Source organism: Paenibacillus silviterrae (assembly GCF_030167925.1).
Lineage (GTDB): Bacteria > Bacillota > Bacilli > Paenibacillales > NBRC-103111 > Paenibacillus_G > Paenibacillus_G silviterrae.
Genome location: NZ_JASKUT010000001.1, coordinates 3,742,501 through 3,764,003, shown reverse-complemented (window position 1 = coordinate 3,764,003; position 21,503 = coordinate 3,742,501). Strand labels below are relative to the sequence as shown.

Genomic DNA, 21,503 nt, shown 5'->3' with positions numbered 1-21,503 from the left:
GAAAGGGATCCCCCGGGCAATTATGATACTCATATCAACCCATTTGTATAGATGAAAGGTGGATTCGACATCGATGAGCATCAGCAAAAATGCAAGACTGCCTCACATGTTCTACGGCGGTGACTATAATCCGGAGCAATGGCCTGAAGAGGTGTGGCTCGAAGATATGCGTTTAATGAAAAAGGCAGGCGTCAACATCGTCAGTATCGGTATTTTCAGCTGGTCGCTGCTGCAGCCGGGCCCGGATACCTACGATTTCGGCTGGATGGACCGGCTGATGGACCTCCTTCATGAGAACGGCATTAAGGCGGATTTGGCAACGGCCACCGCATCTCCTCCGGCATGGCTGGCCAAGCTGCATCCGGAATCGCTTCCCGTGGACCAGGACGGGGCTCGCTATATGCAGGGCTCCCGCCAGCACTACTGCCCGAACAGCAAGGCCTTCCGCCTCTACGGCCAACGTCTTGTAAGGAGGCTGGCCGAGCGGTACAAGGATCATCCGGCCCTTGCCATGTGGCATATCAATAACGAGTACGGCTGCCACATTTCGCGCTGCTACTGCGAGGTGTGCACCTCGGAGTTCCAGATATGGCTCAAGAAGCGCTACGGTACATTGGATGAGCTTAACGCCCGTTGGGGAACCAATTTCTGGAGCCAGAAATATTATGCTTGGGAAGAAATCGGTCTGCCGGGCAAAACGCCTACCTATGCCAACCCGGGGCAGCAGCTGGATTATGCCCGCTTTATGTCGGACAGCCTGCTGGACGCTTATTTGGGCGAGCATCGTATCCTGAGGGAGATTACGCCGGACCTGCCGATCATGACTAACCTCATGGGTGTATTCAAGCCGCTGGATGAATTCGAGTGGGCGAAGCACATGGACGTAGTCACTTGGGACAGCTATCCGGAGCCGACGGGCGGCATCCCTTACGGGGCGGCCATGGCGCACGATCTCATGCGCAGCCTGAAGGGCGGGGAACCGTTCATCCTTATGGAACAGGTTACCAGCCAGGTGAACTGGAGAGATCATAATCCGCTCAAGCGTCCGGGGGTAATGAGGCTGTGGAGCTACCAGACGGTCGCGCGCGGCGGCGACGGGGTCATGTTCTTCCAGTGGAGGCAATCGAAGGCCGGGGCGGAGAAATTCCATGGCGCCATGGTGACGCACACCGGTGATGAGAACAGCCGGGTCTACCGGGAGGTCGAGCAGCTCGGCAATGAGCTGAAGCTGCTGGATGCCGTCGTGAACACGAGAGTGGAGGCGAAGGTGGCAATCGTCTTCGATTGGCACAACTGGTGGGCGCTGGAGCTGGATTCGAAGCCGAGCCGGGACGTCCGTTACGTCGAGCAGGTGATGCACTATTACAAGCAGCTGTTCAAGCTTAACGTAGGCGTAGATTTCGTGCAGCCGGATGCGGATCTCAGCAAGTATAAGCTTGTCGTCGCACCGGCGCTCTACATGGTAAAGCCGGGTGAAGCGGACAATTTGAAGCAATATGTACAAGCCGGCGGCACCGTCGTCATGACGTTCTTCAGCGGCATTGTAGATGAGAACGATCGTATACATCTAGGCGGTTATCCGGCGCCGTTCCGCGAGATGCTGGGTCTGACAGTGGAGGAGTTCGATCCGATGCTGCCCGACCAGACGAACCGAGTGGCCGTGAAGGGGCTGAAGGAAGCCGACGGGGAATACGGCTGCAGGCTGTGGGCCGACCTGATCCGCCTGGAGGGCGCCGAGGCGCTGGCAGCCTTCACCTCCGACTTCTATGCCGGCTCTCCGGCGGTCACCAAGAACTCTTTCGGCTCAGGGAAAGCTTATTATGTCGGCACGCATGCGGAAGAAGCTTTGGTCTACGGCCTGCTGAGCCGCATACTCGGTGACCTGGGTGTTGCAGCGCCGCTTCAGGCGCCCGAGGGTGTCGAGCTCTCCGTGCGGAGTCTGGAGGATCGTCGCTTTGTATTCGCGCTTAATCACAATACGGCACCGGTTACGATACCGCTTGGCGGCGCGGACGGGTTTGATCTCCTGTCCGGCAGGCAGGTCGGCGGAGAACTGGAGCTGGCTCCGAACGGCGTTGCCATCGTGCAGCTGAAGTAGCGTTTCCCCATGTGAAAATCACCTTACCCTGCGGATGATTGTCATCGTCCGCAAGGGAAGGTGATTTTTAGTTATGGGGCTCTGCAGTTGGCTTCTTGCTGCAAAACTATATACAATATAAGCACGATCTTGAACAAGGAGCGTCGTGAAGCCTTATGTCCCATTCAGATAAAATTCCCGTGCAGCTTACTATTGAAAGCACCCCGGAGGGCGGGGAGCCCATCGTGCAGCGGGTGCAGGCGGACCTTTATCCCAAGGAGGGCTGCTGGTACCTGCGTTATACCGAGCCGGAATCGGCTCAGCTGGGGAGAACGGCTACTACGATGCGCATCGACCGTGAGCAGGTCCGCATCCTTCGCCAAGGCGATGTACGTTCCGAGCAGATCTTCGTGCCCGGCGGGAAGCGCCTCGGCTATTACGATACACCCCAGGGCAAGCTGGAGCTGGAGACGGCGACCGGCGAATTGACCATCGGTCTGCAAGGAGCTGCCGGGCTGGGCGAAGTCCGGTGGAGCTACGACCTTACCGTCGCCGGCGAGAGCGCAGGCCGGTACCGGCTGCGCCTCTCCGTCGCTGCTCTCTAGTCTCCGGCTGCCGCGGCGGAGACCACGCGCACCGCGTGAATCTCCCTGGCGCTGCCCACCTTGCCGGGCTTAAGAATCATGCGCCCATGGCGCTTCAGCAGCGCTTTGATCTGGCGCGGCCGCATGCCCGGCTGCTTGGCAAGCAGCAGCGCGATGACGCCTGTCACATGGGACGTGGCCATCGAGGTGCCGCTGAGTACATGATACCTCCCCCTTAACCAGGTGGAATAAATTTTTTCTCCCGGCGCGTAGATGTCAATCTGCCTGCCGATGTTGCTGAAGCTGGCCACTTGCCCTTTGCGGTTGGTAGCCCCTACGGCAATCACCTGGCTCAGCCGCGCGGGATAATCGACCTCGGTTTTTCTCCCGTCGTTGCCCGAAGAGGCGACGATGATCACACCGGCCTGGTAAGCGTTCTTTACGGCGGCCTCCAGCGCCTTACTGTACGTTTTCATGCCGAAGCTCATGTTGATGATGTCCATACCGTTTCTTACGCACCACTCGATGCCGCTGATGATGTCCGACACGTAGGCGCTGCCTTGGTGGTCGAAGGCTTTGACCGGATGTATATACGCCTGCGGCGCTACGCCGATAATCCCGCCGCTCCTCGTATACCCGGCAATCGTTCCGGCGATATGCGTGCCGTGTCCGTTGTCGTCGATAGGCAGCAGCTGCCGGTTCAATACATTGAAGCCTCCTGCCAGACAATGCCTAAGGTTGGGATGCGAATAATCGGCTCCCGTGTCCACCACGCCGATATGGATCCGCTCCCCTTGCGATTTGCTCCATACCTCCGGTGCCCGAATATGCTTGATTCCCCAAGGGATGACAGTTTGCTCCTCTCCGAGGGTGGGCACTCCCTGCTGCAGTGAGGCCGTTTTCTTGCTTAAACGATGAACCTTCATTCGGATGTTGGCTTCAATCGAGCGGATAAACGGAAAAGCGGCCGGTTTGGCGGGGATGCGGAGCGTGCAGGCCATCCCCTGGATCAAGGGGAGCGGCTGCACGCGGCGCAGCTGCGGAAAGGACTTGCGGCGCTGCCTGAGCAGGCGGGAGCAGGCCCGAAACTCTTGCACGCTGTCAAAGCGGATGATGTGCCGTTTATCGGCATGCTCCGAGACTCCCTCCATGGCACCGAGGAGCCAGGATAAGAATGTTGAAGGTAACACCAGCATCCCTCCACTCCTGTAGAATCACTTTTTGTATCCTATGTGGAAAGCCTCTCCTACGCCTGAGCACATGGCCCTTTCTAAAATAATTGGGTGCGTAGCCGTGTCAAGATTCCGCAGCCTACATACGATACAAGAGGAGGACATCATACTGTTCTCTTCCTATCAGGTTGGGGGAGGGCATCCTTTGTCCCGTAAGACTCGCCTGGGGGATACAGTCGGAGCGAAGGAACGGACGAATGCAAAGCGCGCTTAGGTTAGCCTGAGGGCGTCGACGCTGCCGGCCGTTCCTTCGCTTCTTTCTGCGGAAGCGGCGGGGACGCCTTGCATTTTTACCTAAAATAAGGTTTACTTATTGAAGATAGTGGATATTTTAGATGATGTCGTTATCAATGTCTGAAGGGATGTGCCCTGGGAATGAGTTCACAGTACCAACTGAAGATAGGCAGCGAGCAGGCCAAAGAAATGCCGATGGTGGACCTTGCTTTTGAGCTGCTGAAGTCGGCGAATACGCCGTTTTATTACAGGGATTTGATGGCGGAGATCGCCAGAATCAAGGGTTTGTCTGATGATGAAGTGATGCAGGTGATTGCTCAACTATATACGGAAATCAATATTGACGGTCGTTTCGCTTGCGTAGGCACGAATCTTTGGGGTCTGAAGCGCTGGTATCCGGTGGAGAAGTCCGAGGATGCGGTAGGCACCGGCAAGCGTCCGCGCATTATCAACGACGAGGACGACGATCTCGACGACGAGGATCTGTTCGCCGAAGAAGAAGACACTTACGTGGAAGAGGAGGATTACGACTCCTTCGATAAGGTGCGTGACGACTTCGACGAGGTAGAGGAAGCCGAGGAAGAGACGGAATTCTTCGAGGATGAGGAAGCGGAGGAAGAGATCGAGGACGTCGGCATTGAGGGTGAAGAGGGCGAAGCGGAGGAAGATTTCGAGGATGAAGCCGCCGATGATGAATTCGAAGATGAGGAAGAGGACGACAAGTAAGGCCGTTTCGAGAAAACCATGGCCGGTTGTCTTGACAGGCACAGGTGGATAAGAGTAAACTATTTTTTGGGCTTTAGATAGACGATTCGGACTATGAAAGTGCCCCGTTTGCCAACGGGGGACTTTTTTCTTTTTCAAGTCATAATGAAGCGGCAGGTCTTGACCTAGGCTCTGCATCGTATGACTTCGGTAAACGAGCCGTCTTTGGACGGCATGCTTGTTTACTAAGGATGGTTGGAATTCGGATTCGGACGCGCTCTGTTCATCAAATTCGGGAGGTATAGCATAATGACGAAGTATATTTTCGTGACGGGGGGCGTTGTATCCTCGCTTGGGAAGGGGATTACGGCGGCATCGCTTGGGAGGTTGCTGAAGAACCGCGGGCTGAAGGTAACGATCCAGAAGTTTGACCCGTACATTAACGTGGATCCCGGAACCATGAGTCCTTATCAGCATGGTGAGGTTTTCGTAACGGACGACGGAGCCGAAACGGACTTGGATTTGGGCCATTACGAGCGGTTTATTGACATCAACCTGTCCAAGAACAGCAATGTGACGACAGGTAAAGTATACTCTTCGGTCATAGCCAAGGAGCGCCGCGGTGAATATTTGGGCGGAACGGTTCAGGTCATTCCTCATATCACCAACGAGATCAAAGAACGCGTATTCCGGGCAGGCAGGGAAGCTCACTCGGACGTGGTCATCACGGAAATCGGCGGTACGGTCGGCGATATCGAGAGTTTGCCGTTCCTGGAGGCCATTCGTCAAATCAAGAGCGATATCGGCCGGGATAACGTCATGTATATTCATGTAACTTTAATTCCGTATTTAAAGGCAGCAGGCGAAGTCAAAACGAAGCCGACACAGCATAGTGTCAAGGAGCTTCGCAGCATCGGGATCCAGCCGAACGTGGTCGTATGCCGTACGGAGCACTCGCTTTCGGAAGATATGAAGCGCAAGCTGGCGCTGTTCTGCGATATTGATCCTAATGCTGTGGTAGAGTGCCGCGATGCCGAGACGCTGTACGAGGTGCCGATGATGCTTCGCGAGCAGGGGCTGGATGACATCGTGGTGAACCACCTGAAGCTGAGCTCGCCGAAGCCGGCGCCGGATATGACGGAGTGGGAAGCGATGGTCGACCGTGTCAAATCCTTGCAGCATACGACCGAGATCGCGATTGTGGGCAAATACGTCGCCCTGCACGACGCCTACCTGAGTATCGTGGAGGCGCTTGGCCATGCAGGGATCGATTGCAATACGGAAGTGAAGATCCGCTGGGTGAACGCGGAGGAAGTATACGATCATAACGTGGCGGAATTGCTCGCCGGCGTTCAAGGAATTCTGGTACCGGGCGGTTTCGGCGACCGGGGGATCGAAGGTAAGGTTAGCGCGATTCGATATGCGCGGGAGAACAACATTCCGTTCTTCGGCATTTGCCTTGGCATGCAGGTCGCTGTAGTCGAATACGCGCGTTCCGTAGTGAAGCTTGACGGCGCGAACAGCTCCGAAATTAATCCTACGACACCTTACCCGGTCATCGACCTCCTGCCGGAGCAGAAGGACGTAGAGGACCTGGGCGGTACGATGCGACTTGGATTGTATCCTTGCAAGCTTAAGGAAGGCTCCTTGGCGATGCAATGCTATAACGATGAGCTTGTTTATGAAAGACACCGTCATCGTTATGAATTTAACAATGTGTACCGCGAGATGATCGAGAACGCAGGCCTCGTGATTTCCGGTACAAGTCCGGACGGCCGATTGGTGGAAATTATCGAGTGCCCGAACCATCCTTGGTTCCTCGCGGTACAATTCCATCCCGAGTTTATTTCCAGACCGAACCGTCCTCAGCCGCTTTTCAAGCATTTCGTACAAGCAGCATTCCAGCTGTCCCGTTAATCCGGGTTTTTGCGCCGCATACTCTCCAGGGTATGCGGCGCTGTTGCCTCATCCGGTAACTGCTTAAATTGTAAAAAGTTTCATTTTTCTTGTTGCAGCTAGAAGGATTTGGGCTTCGAGTATCGAATAGTTTGTTTTAACCATAAACATCGGTCACTTTGATGTTGCACCTTACATCCAATGCTTTCATTACTGTCGGAATTTACTGACTTGGGAGGGTACCGCAATGAAGAAGAAGCTGCTTATCGTTGACGACCAGAACGGGATCCGCATTTTGCTGATGGAAGTGTTCAGCAGTGAAGGGTATGAAACGTATCAGGCTTCGAACGGGAAGCTTGCGCTCGAGATCGTCCGTAATGTCTCGCCGGATCTCGTCCTGTTGGATATGAAGATTCCCGGAATGGACGGCTTGGATATTCTTAAGCATATCAAGAGCATCGACGCTTCGATCAAGGTCATTATGATGACGGCATACGGTGAACTGGATATGATTAAGGAGGCAACCGATCTTGGCGCCATCATGCACTTTACGAAGCCTTTCGACATCGATGAGCTGAGACAAGCCGTGAATCATCATTTGAAAACACCGAAGAACAATTCCTTCGCTGTAGGTTCCTGACAATAGTGCCGGGGAACAGCCACTTGTTTAGAGTGCCGGTTCTCCGGTTTTTCTTTTTATCGTTAATCCGCTCTTTCCTGTCCATTCGATAAGCCAAGCATGCCGGTGCTTCCTCCATAAAGCCCGTCGGACCGGCTTTTTTTGGCGTGTTGTTAACCTTTGAAAACATATATGCTATAATGGGTCAGTATGACATAAAGAGCGGTACGTTCCACTCGGATAGGTCAACTATACATAGGAGGAATCGAAACCATGCCACTTGTTTCAATGAATGAGTTTTTGCCGAAGGCGAAGGCTAATAAGTTTGCCGTAGGTCAGTTTAACATGAACAACCTGGAGTTTGCCCAAGCTATTACGGAAGCTGCAATGGAGCTGAACTCTCCATTCATCTTCGGTGTTTCCGAAGGCGCCCTGAAGTACATGGGTATGGAGTACACGGTAGCTATCGCAGAAGCGGCTGCTAAGAAATCCGGTTTGCCGATTGCACTTCACCTTGACCACGGCAGCAGCTTTGAGGTTGCCATGAAGTGTATCCGTGCCGGCTTCAGCTCCGTTATGTTCGATGGTTCTCACTACTCCTTCGAAGAGAACATTCGCTTGACGAAGGAAGTTGTTAAGGCAGCTCGTGCCATGGGCGTGTCCGTTGAGGGCGAGCTCGGAACGATCGGCGGGGTGGAAGACGACATCAGCGTGGACGAGTCCGATGCGAACCTGGCTAAGCCGGAGGAAGCAATCCGCTTCTACGAAGAAACCGGTGTAGATTGCCTTGCTATCGCAGTAGGAACGGCTCATGGTATGTATGCCGGCGAACCGAACATCCGTTTCGATATCATTGAGAAGGTATCCAGCGCGATTCCTGTTCCTGTTGTATTGCACGGCGGCTCCGGCGTTCCTGATGAAATGATTCGTCAGTCGATCGCTGCAGGTGTTGGCAAAATCAACGTGAACACAGAGAACCAAGTGGCTTGTACGCAAACCATCCGCGAAGTTCTGAACAAAGACGCGAAAGTATACGATCCTCGTAAATACCTCACTCCAGCCCGCAACGCCATGGTAGACGTAGTTAAGTCCAAAATCCAATTGTTCGGCAGCGCAAACCAAGCTTAATTATAAAGGAATGGGGAAGTGCACCTGCAAAGGTGTATTTCCCTCTCTTACTTCAATTCGGAATGATTGCTTCAGTTTGTTAACGCTTTAAAGCAGCGATGTGGGAGGAAGAACAGCGAATGGAGAAATTGATGGTGACCGGCGGACGTCCTCTGCGGGGAACGGTGACGATCAGCGGTGCGAAGAACAGTGCTATAGCCCTGATTCCAGCCGCTATTATGGCAGAGACGGCGGTAACACTGGACAACTTGCCCCACTTAAGTGATGTGGTGATTTATACGGAAATTTTGGAGGAGCTTGGTGCTACGGTATCCTGGAACGAAGATCAGATGGTCATCGATCCGAGCCGGTTAACCTCCAAGCCGATGCCTAACGGCAACGTCAAGAAGCTTAGAGCTTCGTATTATTTAATGGGTGCGCTTCTTGGGCGTTTTGGAGAAGCGGTTATCGGTCTTCCCGGCGGCTGCAACTTTGAACCGCGTCCGATCGATCAGCATGTGAAGGGTTTTGAAGCGCTGGGTGCGCAGGTTACCAATGAACATGGAGCATTGCATATTAAGGCCAAGCAATTGCGCGGGGCCAAGATTTATCTGGATGTCGTCAGTGTAGGTGCGACGATTAATATTATGCTGGCGGCTTCAAGAGCCAAAGGCGTCACAATTATCGAAAATGCGGCAAAAGAGCCTGAAATTATAGATGTAGCAACCTTGCTTAACTCCATGGGAGCCAAGATTAAAGGAGCCGGCACCGAAACGATTCGGATCGAAGGCGTTGACAGTATGCATGGCTGCCGCCATTCCATTATCCCTGACCGTATTCAAGCGGGCACATACATGATCGCCGCTGCGGCAACTCGCGGAGACGTTGTGGTAGACAATGTAATCCCGAAGCATATGGAGGCGATGACGGCCAAGCTGCAAGAAATGGGCGTTCATATTTATGAAATGGACGAATCGATCCGAGTCGTCGGTCAAGCCCTCTATGAGCCGGTGGATGTAAAAGCTCTGGTATATCCCGGTTTCGCAACCGATCTTCAATCCCCAATGACCAGTCTGCTGACCCAAGCGAAGGGTGTCAGCGTCTTGACGGACTTCGTATACAGCAATCGTTTCAAGCATATCCCTGAATTAACTAGAATGGGTGCGCGCATTAAGGTAGAAGGCCGATCCGCTGTGATCGAAGGCGGGCCGCTTACGGCTGCGAAGGTAAAGGCTACGGATTTGCGGGCCGGCGCGGCGCTTGTCATTGCAGGCTTGACCGTAACGGATGGAATCACCGAGATCACCGGCGTTGAATATATTGACCGGGGATATGACCATCTGGTTATGAATCTATCAAACCTGGGTGCGGAAGTTTGGCGCGAAGAAGAATAGAGTTTGGTATAGATTGTAACCCGTTTGGGCAATGCTAGAGAGTATATTTGCCGAAAATCGATGAATAGGGCTTACTATGCCATGAAAATTTAATAGTTTGGTGGTTATAAACAATGGATATGCATCTAGCTCAACTAGAGGCACTGAAACTTACGGAATTATACAAGCTGGCCAAAAAGCATCAAATTGCGAATTACGGTCAGCTTCGTAAAAAAGAACTTATTTTTGCTATTTTACGAGCGCAAGCAGAGCAAGGCGGCCTAATGTTTATGCAGGGCGTCCTGGATATTCTGCCGGAGGGCTTCGGCTTCCTTCGTCCGATCAACTATTTGCCAAGCTCCGAGGACATCTACATCTCCGCTTCGCAAATTCGCAGATTCGATCTTCGCTCCGGAGACATTGTATCCGGGAAGTGCCGTCCTCCGAAGGAGAACGAACGATATTTCGGATTGCTTCATGTGGAGGCCGTCAACGGCGAAGATCCGGAAACGGCCGCAGAACGACTTCATTTTGCCGCACTAACTCCGCTATACCCGCAGAAAAAGCTTGGCTTGGAAACCACTCCAACCCGTTACTCCACTCGATTGATGGACTTGTTGGCCCCAGTAGGCTTCGGACAGCGCGGATTGATTGTAGCTCCACCCAAAGCGGGTAAAACGCTCCTGCTGAAAGAAATCGCTAACAGCATTTCTGAGAACTATCCCGATGCCCATCTGTTTGTGCTGCTGATTGATGAGCGGCCGGAGGAAGTAACGGATATGCAGCGTTCCGTCAAGGGCGAGGTGGTGGCTTCCACCTTCGACGAGCTGCCGGAGAACCATATCAAGGTTGCGGAGCTTGTGCTTGAGCGGGCACAGCGTCTGGTGGAGCATAAGAAGGACGTCATCATTCTTCTCGATAGCATCACTCGTTTGGCGCGTGCGTACAACTTGGTTGTTCCTCCGACAGGCCGAACCTTATCCGGCGGTATTGACCCTGGAGCGTTCCATCGTCCGAAGCGGTTCTTCGGAGCGGCCAGGAACATTGAAGAGGGCGGCAGCTTAACGATCCTTGCAACGGCCCTGATTGAAACAGGTTCCCGCATGGACGATGTTATTTACGAAGAATTCAAGGGAACCGGTAATCTGGAGCTGCATCTGGACCGCAAGCTGGCGGAAAGACGGATTTTCCCTGCCATCGATATTCGCCGCTCCGGTACTCGTCGTGAGGAGATGCTGCTCACGAAGGAAGAGCTTGATAAGGTATGGGCGATCCGCAAGAGCATGAACGACTCTCATGAATATGTAGAAGCTTTCATCAAGAAGCTGGCGGATTCCAAAACGAACCAAGAGTTTCTGGATAACCTCGATACTCCGGGCGGGAACGGGAATCAATCCGGAGGCGGCGGTTCCTCGCGGCGCGTGAAGCATTCCGTTTCGTAATTTCGCTTCGCTGAATCTAAGCGGCAGAAGGAGTCACATCATGAATTTGGTTTATGCCGATAAAGACGGCAATGTATACGATCACCCCGAGTACTCCGGTCTCGGACGAAGCGGGGAAATGGTCATAGATATTATGGAAGAGGAGCTGATTCCGCTTCCTGAGGGTGCTACGCTGGTAAGCCTTCCGCACACCCGCCCCGTAGGGATCCATAATCGTACCGGAGAAATGCAGGTGGTTCCCGGTGAAGTAACCGCCGTAGGTGCGCTCCTGCCACAGGGCTTTACTCGCTTGATGCTGCCGGGCTATGCGAAATCCGATTCCACTCAGGTGCTTCCGCTCTTCGGCTATACGGCTGTCGTATGGAAGGATGGCGGCTTCTACGTAGCTGCGGAGCAAAGTGATGAGCCGGAGCGCTGGAACCCCCGTAACTGCGATCCCGATGAGCTTGAGCTGAAGGTGGGCGAGCTCCGGAATAAATATAGCGAGAATCGGTTGTACGAGCATCTCTCCAATTGTGCTCTGGGCTATGAGTGTCTCACTGCCTCGAACACATTCCTGGGACGCTGGGAAGGAGCGGTTCCGGTATCGTTCTCCTGTAATGCCGGATGCTTCGGTTGTATTTCCGAGCAGCCGGAGGACAGCGGATTTCCTGCGCCGCAGACGCGGATGAACTTCCGTCCGACGGTACAAGAGGTCGTTGAAGTCATGATGGAGCATCTGCGTACCCCCGAGAGCATCATCAGCTTCGGCCAGGGCTGTGAAGGCGAGCCTTCGACGCAAGCGCCAATTATCATCGAAGCGATCCGGGAAGTCCGCCGTCGTACGAATACGGGATATATTAATATCAACACGAATGCCGGCCTGACGGATCATATTCGCGGCATTGTGGATGCGGGATTAAATTTGATGCGGGTCAGTACGATCAGTGCATTGGACGAGCACTATAACGCCTATTATAAGCCTCGCGGCTATACGCTCAAGAATGTGGAGAAATCGCTTCGTTATGCGGCGGACAAGGGAGTGTTCACTTCGATTAATTACTTGATCTTCCCGGGAGTAACAGACCGTGAGGAAGAGATAGAGGCGATGATCGAGTTTGCACGCCGAACAGACCTGAAACTGATTCAACTCCGCAATCTGAACATCGATCCCGAAAGCTATTTGAAGCTTATCCCTCCTGCACAAGGCGAAATCTATGGCATGAAGCAAATGCTCGAGATTTTCCGTCAGGAGCTGCCGAATGTGGTGCTTGGCTCCTATACGCACATCCCGGATGATCTGATGAAGAAACACTTGCAACGGTAACTCAGGCCGTGATATAATCCGTTCGTGTGTGTTCTAACGATAACTCTGATTCACATGGTGTTTCAGGGCATAAAGAGGTGAAAGAAATGAAAACTGAGATTCAACCGAAATATCACCTGACAACAGTTACTTGCGCTTGCGGTAACGTGTTCGAATCAGGCTCCGTTAAGCAAAACCTTCGTGTTGAAATTTGCTCCAACTGCCATCCGTTCTTCACTGGGAAGCAAAAATTCCTGGATGCCGGCGGCCGTGTGGACAAGTTCAAGAAGAAATACGGTATCTAATAGTTGTCAATGCCATCTCGGCATAATCGCACCTTCTCGGGTCATCCTAAGATTGATATCTTAGCGACCCGTAGGAGGTGTTTTTATGTTCATCAAGAAGATAGGACTGATCCTCAGCCTGTGTGCCCTTAGCGCCGGACTTGTCGGCTGCGGAGCCCGTTCGGACAACGGTTCACGGATGCAATCGTATCCTCAGGACGGATATTTGGGGATTACCGATGTGAACCCGAACCATCCGCTCAGCCCGACGTATCACCATTACCAGGATGATCTTGCCATGATTGATCGGACCGCGAGGCAGGTATCCGGCGTTACGGGCGTTTCCATTCAGGCGGACGGATTGGATGCCCGTGTGCGTATTTCCGTATTAACGACGGACCGGGCTGAAGCCGAACGGATTCGCGCCGAAGTCTACCAGCGTATCATCGAGAATGTGCCGCGATACAATCTGGAGGTTACAACCGTAACTGCTAAATAAATCCCCCAGGTTGCTATTTCGAATCGAATGTTCTATACTCTATCTATGCCGTGCTAGACGGGGAGGTAGCGGTGCCCTGTAACCCGCAATCCGCTACAGCGGGGTTGATCGCCTAACAGCGGTATTACGATGTGAGGCTTGGGTCTTAAAGTTGGTGTTGAGAGTCGGGTCCTCCGCAATGGATGCCTGCGAATCTGGTCAGGTCCGGAAGGAAGCAGCCATAAGCAGGATGTTCCATGTGCCGGAGGGTGGCCTAACTTGAGCTGACGATAAGAATTCCACTTGGATCGTAATATCCATGTAGGTGCACGGTTTACATAATGAATCCGGTAACGTCGAGATGCAGCTCTTGCATCATCGACGTTTTTTGCTTTTTGCGAATTCAACCTTAAGTTTTCTTTTGTTAACCTATAGAAGGAAAATGAAAATTTTAGGAGAATTCCTATACTAAAGTTTACCCAACCGGAGGAGGGAACCCCTTGCATCAAGAATTGACTGTGCTGCAGCGATTTGCCGGTACGTTTCTTAAGGATGTCAACTTGGGCGTGATCCTTTTGAATACGGACTTTGAATTGATCGACATTAGTGATATGGCCTGCAAAGTGCTTGGAGTGCAGAAAAGCAAGGTCATGAACCGTCCGATGGAGCAAATTTTTATATCCCTTCCCCCTGAGCACCAGTTGATACAGCGGCAAATTCTGGACGGCATGATCATTCGGAATCACGCCTTGTCTTGGACGAACAATCAGCAGCGCTACGAGCTTCTGCTGGATTCGAATGTGCTTAGAGATGATGAAGACCGCATTGTGGGAGCCTACATCATTTTCAAGGACGTGACGAATCTTCGTTCCCTGGAGGAGCAGGTACAACGAAGCGACCGCCTGGCGATGATTGGCCAGATTGCAGCGGGCACGGCCCATGAGATTCGTAATCCGCTGACTTCGATTAAAGGCTTTTTGCAGGTGCTGCGGAAAACCTTTGAGGAAAATGGGATGGATCGTGAGAGCGGTTACACGGATGTGATGCTGTCGGAGATTAAACGAATCAATGAGTTAGTCAATGAATTTCTTTTGTTAAGCAAGCCGAAGCATGTTTCGTTCGAGGCTATCGATTTGTCTCAAGTGCTGAAGGATATACTCCCCATTATTAACAACGAAGCGCTTCTTCACGGGATAACGGTGGAATATGAAGCTTTGTACGGACTTCCTCATGTCATTGCCGACAAAGAGCTGCTGAAGCAGGTATTTATTAATATTTGCAAAAATGGTATCGAAGCCATGGGTGACGCAGGACGTCTTACCATTATTGAACGGGTGGATCAGGAGGAAAGAAAGGTCAATATCGACATTCGCGATACCGGTCCGGGCATACCTCTGTTCGTCATCGATAAGATTTTCGATCCGTTCTTTACGACTAAGGCGGAAGGAACCGGGCTCGGTCTTTCGGTCTGTCAGCGCATTGTACACGACGTGGGCGGGAACATACGGGTATCCTCAAAGGGCTTCGGCACGACCTTCACGGTTAGCATTCCTTACTCTTGAAGGGCGCGGCGGCGCATCTTCGATCCTGATCTTCAAACCTTCCCCCAAGTGTAGTATAATATATGGGATAAACAATCATTGGAGAGGGCAAGATGGCACATATCGCGCTTTACCGTACGTGGCGGCCGCAGACATTCCAAGACATGGTCGGCCAGAAACATATTGTCCAAACTCTGCAAAATTCGCTTCGCGAAGGACGCTATAGTCATGCTTATTTGTTCAATGGCCCGAGGGGAACCGGGAAGACCAGTGCGGCGAAAATTTTAGCCAAAGCGGTTAACTGTCAGAACGGGCCGGGAATTGAACCTTGTAATCGCTGTGATGCTTGTCTTCGAATTACCGAGGGTTCCGTCATGGATGTCGTTGAAATCGATGCGGCTTCGAACCGTGGCGTCGAAGAGATTCGGGATATTCGGGACAAGGTGAAATATGCACCTACTGAGGTGCGCCAGAAGGTGTACATCATCGACGAGGTGCACATGTTGACCACGGAGGCGTTCAATGCGCTTCTGAAGACGCTGGAGGAACCGCCTGCGCATGTCATGTTTATTCTTGCAACGACGGAGCCGCACAAGCTGCCGGCCACGATCATCTCGCGTTGTCAGCGCTTCGATTTCCGCCGCGTCGCGCTGGAAGAGCAGGTCGAGCGAATTCAGCAGGTCTGCCGGGCGGAGCAAATCGAGATTGAGGATGAGGCGGCATCATTTATTGCCCGGCTATCGGACGGAGGGATGCGGGATGCTCTAAGTCTCCTTGATCAGATTATTGCATTCTCGGGTAAACGGGTCACTTATGAGGATGTACTGTCCATTACCGGCGGCATGGCCTCCGACCAGTTCGAGCGGCTGGTAGAAGCTATTACGAATAAAGACGTCGGCGCTGTCCTTCAGCTGATCGAGGCCTTTATGCAGGAGGGCAAGAGTGCAGACAAATGCATGGAAAGCCTGATTTATTATTTCCGGGACTTGCTTCTTGTCAAAATGGTTCCGAATTCCGGGGCCGTGACGGAACGGATTACCGACGTGCAGCGATTCGTAGCGGTAGCCCAGCGCTTCTCGAGCGATGCGCTCATTGCTATGATCGACACGCTGAACTATTATCAGACGGAGATGAAGTATTCCGTTCAGCCGCAAACCCTGCTTGAGGTAGCGTTAATGAAGCTGTGCAGCCAGGCTGGCGCAGCTCCTATTGCTGCAACGACTGCCGGAGCTTCAACCGGTAGCCAGGACGGTCTTGTCAGTCAGCTGATGGGCCGGATCCAGCGGCTTGAAGATCAGTTGGCCCAGGTGATTAAGAACGGTGTCGCACCGGCGAATGCTGCACCTGCGGCTTCCTCGTCGCCAGCTCGCTCAGCCCCGGCGCCTGCGGTATCCAAGAATACCATTGCAAAGCTCGACGGCTATTTGAAGGGGCGGGACGATCCTGCATTCAAAACGATTCTGTCCGGATGGAGCCAAGTGCTCAGTCGCGTGAAGGAGCAGAAGATCACGGTTCATGCCTGGTTGGTCGATGGAGAACCCGTATCAATAAACGAAGGCAATATATTGGTAGCCTTCAAGAGCGCCATGCACCGAGAGACCACGGAGAAGCCAGCCAACAAGCAGCTGATCGAACAAGTGATCGGGGAACAGCTTGGGCAGCCTTACCGCTTGGTTACGGTAATGATCCGGGACTGGAGAGCCGCTGCAGACCAGCAGTCCTCCGAGGCGCCAAAGGAAGAGCTTAAGCTTGTGCCTGAGGACACGCAGGTGAGCGACACGAAGAAGGAATGGATTAGTGAAGCCATCCAATTGTTTGGCGAAGATTTGGTGAAAATAAAAGAAGACTGATTCGGTAGAGGAGTGCTAATCGCGATGAACAATATGAACCAAATGATGAAGCAGGTTAAGAAAATGCAGGAGCAAATGCTCAAGGCTCAGGAAGAGCTTGGGCAAAAGACATTTGAAGGGACTGCGGGCGGCGGCGTCGTTGCGGTTACCGTGAATGGTCACAAGAAGGTAACCGGTGTAGTAATTAAACCGGAAGCGGTAGATCCCGACGATGTCGAAATGCTGCAGGATCTTGTTCTGACTGCGATCAACGATGCCATGACCAAGGCAGAAGAAACAGCCGGTAAAGAAATGTCCAAATTGACAGGCGGTATGAATATCCCTGGGTTGTTCTAAGGTTTAAGGCAGAAGGCGGCTGTACAGTCGCCTCTTTTTCTTTGTACGATTTTATTTACGTAAGGAGATACGTCCTTGTTTTATCCTGAACCCATATCAAAACTAATCGACGCGTTCTCCCGCTTACCCGGAGTCGGACCCAAAACGGCCGGACGCCTGGCGTTTCATGTGCTTCGTATGAAGGAGGAAGACGTGATTGATTTTGCCAAGGCTCTGGTGAATGTCAAAAGAAATTTGCATTACTGCTCGGTTTGCTGCAATATTACCGATACGGATCCCTGCCGGATTTGTCAGGATAAAAGCCGCGATGCCTCCATCATTTGTGTTGTGCAGGAGCCTAAGGATTTGGTTGCAATGGAGCGGACCCGGGAGTTTCAAGGCTACTACCATGTACTTCATGGGGCTATCTCACCGATGGAAGGAATCGGGCCCGACGAAATTCGAATTGCCGACCTGCTCAAGAGACTCAGTGATGAACGGGTACAGGAGCTGATCTTGGCTACCAACCCGAATATCGAAGGCGAAGCAACGGCGATGTATTTATCCCGGCTGGTACGTCCGTTCGGCCTCAAAGTTACCCGGATTGCCCATGGACTGCCGGTAGGCGGCGATTTGGAATATGCGGACGAAGTTACGCTGACTAAGGCGCTGGAAGGCCGGCGCGAACTATAACATTAATAAAAGGAGCCCTTGAGGCTTCTTTTTTTTGGTTCTAAGTGAGAGGTGCTTCTTATATGTATAAAAGTGTGGACAAACACTTTCGGATACGTAGGAGGAGACGAGCTATGAGAAGCTGGCTGAAGAATTGGAACAGGAAGGAAAGCAAAAGGAACGAGGAAATTCGGCAGGACCGCCTGCTCCTGCTTCAGGAGATCCGCCAGGCTCATATGGATTGGGTAACGGCACAACGGCGCTTCGATTACGTGGTGGAGAAGGAACAGATCGACTATGCCGTTTATGCTTTGGAAGCTGCGGAAAAGCGATTTGAGATGCTGATTAAGCAAGCCAAGGATATAAAGCTCGTTGCAGGCGAAGTGGCGGTCAGCAGAGCGATGGGGGAATAAAGGATGAACTATGTACTGTGGGGAATATTGCTCGGTTCGGCGCTGCTTTTGATTATAACGCTGCTTCGCAACCCGTTTGCTTTCCGATGGATCGGTATGGTTTGTCTGCAGGTTGCATTAGCCGCATTTATGCTGTATATTCTAAATCTGTTCAGCAGCTACACCAACTTGGAGCTTCCGTTGAATGCAGTAACCGTTGGGACCGTAAGCGTTCTTGGCGTGCCGGGACTGGCTATGCTGGCAGCACTCAAGCTTTGGGTGGTTGTATAGATGGGCGTTGGATAAAATTTGTTTTAGAAAAAGCTTGCATCTATATTGTTATCTGTGTTATATTAATCAAGTCGCCGCTGAAAAGGGTGACAAGATACGACAGCAATTGCCCTTTGAAAACTGAACAACGAGAGAGTGAAATATAACGAATCTTCGGATTCGTGCTAGCTTTGAACATGAGCAAGTCAAACTACTTTATTGGAGAGTTTGATCCTGGCTCAGGACGAACGCTGGCGGCGTGCCTAATACATGCAAGTCGAGCGAGGGTCTTCGGACCCTAGCGGCGGACGGGTGAGTAACACGTAGGCAACCTGCCTGTAAGACTGGGATAACTACCGGAAACGGTAGCTAAGACCGGATAGATGGCTTCTTCGCATGGAGGAGCTTGGAAACACGGCGCAAGCTGTGGCTTACAGATGGGCCTGCGGCGCATTAGCTAGTTGGTGAGGTAACGGCTCACCAAGGCGACGATGCGTAGCCGACCTGAGAGGGTGATCGGCCACACTGGGACTGAGACACGGCCCAGACTCCTACGGGAGGCAGCAGTAGGGAATCTTCCGCAATGGACGAAAGTCTGACGGAGCAACGCCGCGTGAGTGATGAAGGTTTTCGGATCGTAAAGCTCTGTTGCCAGGGAAGAACGTTCCGGGGAGTAACTGCCCTGGAAATGACGGTACCTGAGAAGAAAGCCCCGGCTAACTACGTGCCAGCAGCCGCGGTAATACGTAGGGGGCAAGCGTTGTCCGGAATTATTGGGCGTAAAGCGCGCGCAGGCGGTCTGTTAAGTTTGGTGTTTAAGCCCAGGGCTCAACCCTGGTTCGCACTGAAAACTGGGAGACTTGAGTGCAGGAGAGGAAAGTGGAATTCCACGTGTAGCGGTGAAATGCGTAGAGATGTGGAGGAACACCAGTGGCGAAGGCGACTTTCTGGACTGTAACTGACGCTGAGGCGCGAAAGCGTGGGGAGCAAACAGGATTAGATACCCTGGTAGTCCACGCCGTAAACGATGAGTGCTAGGTGTTAGGGGTTTCGATACCCTTGGTGCCGAAGTAAACACAGTAAGCACTCCGCCTGGGGAGTACGCTCGCAAGAGTGAAACTCAAAGGAATTGACGGGGACCCGCACAAGCAGTGGAGTATGTGGTTTAATTCGAAGCAACGCGAAGAACCTTACCAGGTCTTGACATCCCTCTGAATGTCCTAGAGATAGGGCAGGCCTTCGGGACAGAGGAGACAGGTGGTGCATGGTTGTCGTCAGCTCGTGTCGTGAGATGTTGGGTTAAGTCCCGCAACGAGCGCAACCCTTGATTTCAGTTGCCAGCATTGAGTTGGGCACTCTGAAGTGACTGCCGGTGACAAACCGGAGGAAGGTGGGGATGACGTCAAATCATCATGCCCCTTATGACCTGGGCTACACACGTACTACAATGGCCGGTACAACGGGCAGCGAAGGAGCGATCCGGAGCGAATCCTTAGAAGCCGGTCTCAGTTCGGATTGCAGGCTGCAACTCGCCTGCATGAAGTCGGAATTGCTAGTAATCGCGGATCAGCATGCCGCGGTGAATACGTTCCCGGGTCTTGTACACACCGCCCGTCACACCACGAGAGTTTACAACACCCGAAGTCGGTGGGGTAACCGCAAGGGGCCAGCCGCCGAAGGTGGGGTAGATGATTGGGGTGAAGTCGTAACAAGGTAGCCGTATCGGAAGGTGCGGCTGGATCACCTCCTTTCTATGGAGTCCATGATGGCTGTAGGCCATCGGACATAAAATTTACTCTCTTCGTTGTTCAGTTTTGAAAGGCGCAATGCCTTTCAGAACTCTTGTTCCTTGAAAACTGGATATCGAAACAAAGCAAAATGTCGAAACATCTATACGATGGTTTATTGAGCGAATGCGAGATGAACAATCTTTTAGCTGAGGTTAAGCTAATAAGAGCGCACGGAGGATGCCTAGGCACCAGGAGCCGAAGAAGGACGTGGCGAACGACGAAATGCCTCGGGGAGCCGTAAGCAGGCTTTGATCCGGGGATGTCCGAATGGGGGAACCCGCGTGAGGTAATACTCACGTACCACACAGTGAATACATAGCTGTGTAGGAGGCAGACGAGGGGAACTGAAACATCTAAGTACCCTCAGGAAAAGAAAACAAAAGTGATTCCGTCAGTAGCGGCGAGCGAAAGCGGAACAGCCCAAACCAAGGGGCTTGCCCCTTGGGGTTGTAGGACGTCAATGTGAGTGCAGGTTGGTAGGCGAACAGGTCTGGAAAGGCCGGCCAAAGTGGGTAACAGCCCCGTAACCGAAAGCAACCGAGACTCTAGACGGATCCTGAGTACGGCGGGACACGTGAAACCCCGTCGGAATCCGGCAGGACCATCTGCCAAGGCTAAATACTCCCTGGTGACCGATAGTGAAGCAGTACCGTGAGGGAAAGGTGAAAAGAACCGCGGGAGCGGAGTGAAAAAGAACCTGAAACCGTGTGCTTACAAGAAGTCAGAGCTCGTTAATGAGTGATGGCGTGCCTTTTGTAGAATGAACCGGCGAGTTACGTTTACGCGCAAGGTTAAGGTGAGAAGCCGGAGCCGCAGCGAAAGCGAGTCTGAATAGGGCGAATAAGTACGTAGACGTAGACCCGAAACCGTGTGATCTACCCCTGTCCAGGGTGAAGGTGCGGTAACACGCACTGGAGGCCCGAACCCACGAATGTTGAAAAATTCGGGGATGAGGTGGGGGTAGCGGAGAAATTCCAATCGAACTCGGAGATAGCTGGTTCTCCCCGAAATAGCTTTAGGGCTAGCCTCGGGTGATGAGTCGCGGAGGTAAAGCACTGATTGGGTGCGGGGCCCGCCAAGGGTTACCAAGTCCAGTCAAACTCTGAATGCCGCAGACTTTAACCCGGGAGTCAGACAGTGAGTGCTAAGATCCATTGTCAAGAGGGAAACAGCCCAGATCATCAGCTAAGGTCCCCAAGTGTGTGTTAAGTGGGAAAGGATGTGGAGTTGCAAAGACAACCAGGATGTTGGCTTAGAAGCAGCCACCATTGAAAGAGTGCGTAATAGCTCACTGGTCGAGTGACTCTGCGCCGAAAATGTAACGGGGCTAAATACACCACCGAAGCTATGAGTCCAT

Annotated in this window: 18 protein-coding genes, 2 rRNA genes and 1 other RNA gene (1 of these 21 running past the window's edge); 20 read left to right on the top strand and 1 reads right to left on the bottom strand. The window is 52.6% G+C overall.

Going from position 1 to position 21,503, the window contains the following annotated elements; all coding sequences use genetic code 11:
- The first annotated feature begins 73 nt into the window (after positions 1 to 73).
- Both QMO62_RS17260 and QMO62_RS17255 read left to right on the top strand, forming a co-directional pair.
- Positions 74 to 2,098, top strand: coding sequence for a beta-galactosidase (locus QMO62_RS17260; RefSeq protein WP_284642841.1), 2,025 nt, complete (start codon positions 74 to 76; stop codon positions 2,096 to 2,098).
- 155 nt (positions 2,099 to 2,253) lie between these two features.
- Entirely contained in the window at positions 2,254 to 2,682 is a 429-nt protein-coding gene (locus QMO62_RS17255) for a YwiB family protein (RefSeq protein WP_284642840.1), read from the top strand.
- On the opposite strand, the gene QMO62_RS17250 is transcribed toward QMO62_RS17255, so the two are convergent.
- On the bottom strand, positions 2,679 to 3,857 hold the full coding sequence (locus QMO62_RS17250; RefSeq protein WP_284642839.1) for a S8 family peptidase: 1,179 nt from the start codon (positions 3,855 to 3,857) through the stop codon (positions 2,679 to 2,681). The two genes, QMO62_RS17255 and QMO62_RS17250, sit on opposite strands and share 4 nt — an antisense overlap.
- A gap of 411 nt (positions 3,858 to 4,268) precedes the next feature.
- Here QMO62_RS17250 and rpoE point away from each other — a divergent pair, with 411 nt between their 5' ends.
- The 18 genes from rpoE to QMO62_RS17160 form a co-directional block, all read left to right on the top strand.
- Positions 4,269 to 4,853 (top strand): DNA-directed RNA polymerase subunit delta, encoded by a 585-nt coding sequence (rpoE, locus tag QMO62_RS17245; protein WP_284642838.1) that lies wholly within the window; start codon positions 4,269 to 4,271, stop codon positions 4,851 to 4,853.
- A gap of 288 nt (positions 4,854 to 5,141) precedes the next feature.
- Positions 5,142 to 6,749, top strand: coding sequence for a CTP synthase (gene pyrG / locus QMO62_RS17240; protein ID WP_284642837.1), 1,608 nt, complete (start codon positions 5,142 to 5,144; stop codon positions 6,747 to 6,749).
- Positions 6,750 to 6,975: 226 nt separating this feature from the next.
- Entirely contained in the window at positions 6,976 to 7,368 is a 393-nt protein-coding gene (locus QMO62_RS17235; RefSeq protein ID WP_284642836.1) for a response regulator, read from the top strand.
- Between the two features lie 252 nt (positions 7,369 to 7,620).
- A complete protein-coding gene (gene fba, locus QMO62_RS17230; RefSeq protein WP_284642835.1) occupies positions 7,621 to 8,475 on the top strand; it encodes a class II fructose-1,6-bisphosphate aldolase in 855 nt (284 codons plus the stop codon).
- Between the two features lie 119 nt (positions 8,476 to 8,594).
- Entirely contained in the window at positions 8,595 to 9,848 is a 1,254-nt protein-coding gene (murA, locus tag QMO62_RS17225; protein WP_284642834.1) for a UDP-N-acetylglucosamine 1-carboxyvinyltransferase, read from the top strand.
- A gap of 113 nt (positions 9,849 to 9,961) precedes the next feature.
- A complete protein-coding gene (gene rho, locus QMO62_RS17220; RefSeq protein WP_284642833.1) occupies positions 9,962 to 11,269 on the top strand; it encodes a transcription termination factor Rho in 1,308 nt (435 codons plus the stop codon).
- Between the two features lie 40 nt (positions 11,270 to 11,309).
- Positions 11,310 to 12,575 (top strand): radical SAM family protein, encoded by a 1,266-nt coding sequence (locus QMO62_RS17215; protein ID WP_284642832.1) that lies wholly within the window; start codon positions 11,310 to 11,312, stop codon positions 12,573 to 12,575.
- An 86-nt stretch (positions 12,576 to 12,661) separates the two neighbouring features.
- A complete protein-coding gene (gene rpmE, locus QMO62_RS17210) occupies positions 12,662 to 12,859 on the top strand; it encodes a 50S ribosomal protein L31 (RefSeq protein WP_284642831.1) in 198 nt (65 codons plus the stop codon).
- Positions 12,860 to 12,944: 85 nt separating this feature from the next.
- A complete protein-coding gene (locus QMO62_RS17205) occupies positions 12,945 to 13,337 on the top strand; it encodes a hypothetical protein (protein WP_284642830.1) in 393 nt (130 codons plus the stop codon).
- Positions 13,338 to 13,385: 48 nt separating this feature from the next.
- Positions 13,386 to 13,649, top strand: an RNA gene (gene ffs, locus QMO62_RS17200) — signal recognition particle sRNA large type.
- Between the two features lie 167 nt (positions 13,650 to 13,816).
- The gene (locus QMO62_RS17195) at positions 13,817 to 14,878 is read left to right on the top strand and encodes an ATP-binding protein (RefSeq protein WP_284642829.1); all 1,062 of its coding nucleotides are present in this window, start codon (positions 13,817 to 13,819) and stop codon (positions 14,876 to 14,878) included.
- Positions 14,879 to 14,970: 92 nt separating this feature from the next.
- On the top strand, positions 14,971 to 16,707 hold the full coding sequence (gene dnaX / locus QMO62_RS17190; protein WP_284642828.1) for a DNA polymerase III subunit gamma/tau: 1,737 nt from the start codon (positions 14,971 to 14,973) through the stop codon (positions 16,705 to 16,707).
- Positions 16,708 to 16,731: 24 nt separating this feature from the next.
- Entirely contained in the window at positions 16,732 to 17,043 is a 312-nt protein-coding gene (locus QMO62_RS17185; RefSeq protein ID WP_284642827.1) for a YbaB/EbfC family nucleoid-associated protein, read from the top strand.
- Between the two features lie 75 nt (positions 17,044 to 17,118).
- Positions 17,119 to 17,715, top strand: coding sequence for a recombination mediator RecR (gene recR, locus QMO62_RS17180; protein ID WP_284642826.1), 597 nt, complete (start codon positions 17,119 to 17,121; stop codon positions 17,713 to 17,715).
- A gap of 113 nt (positions 17,716 to 17,828) precedes the next feature.
- Positions 17,829 to 18,107, top strand: a complete 279-nt coding sequence (locus QMO62_RS17175) for a DUF2508 family protein (RefSeq protein ID WP_284642825.1) — start codon at positions 17,829 to 17,831, stop codon at positions 18,105 to 18,107.
- A gap of 3 nt (positions 18,108 to 18,110) precedes the next feature.
- The gene (locus QMO62_RS17170; RefSeq protein ID WP_284642824.1) at positions 18,111 to 18,377 is read left to right on the top strand and encodes a pro-sigmaK processing inhibitor BofA family protein; all 267 of its coding nucleotides are present in this window, start codon (positions 18,111 to 18,113) and stop codon (positions 18,375 to 18,377) included.
- Positions 18,378 to 18,572: 195 nt separating this feature from the next.
- A 16S ribosomal RNA gene (locus QMO62_RS17165) occupies positions 18,573 to 20,107 on the top strand.
- A gap of 189 nt (positions 20,108 to 20,296) precedes the next feature.
- A 23S ribosomal RNA gene (locus tag QMO62_RS17160) occupies positions 20,297 to 21,503 on the top strand; it runs 1,703 nt beyond the window's last position.
- The 16S and 23S rRNA genes sit together here, the layout of an rRNA operon.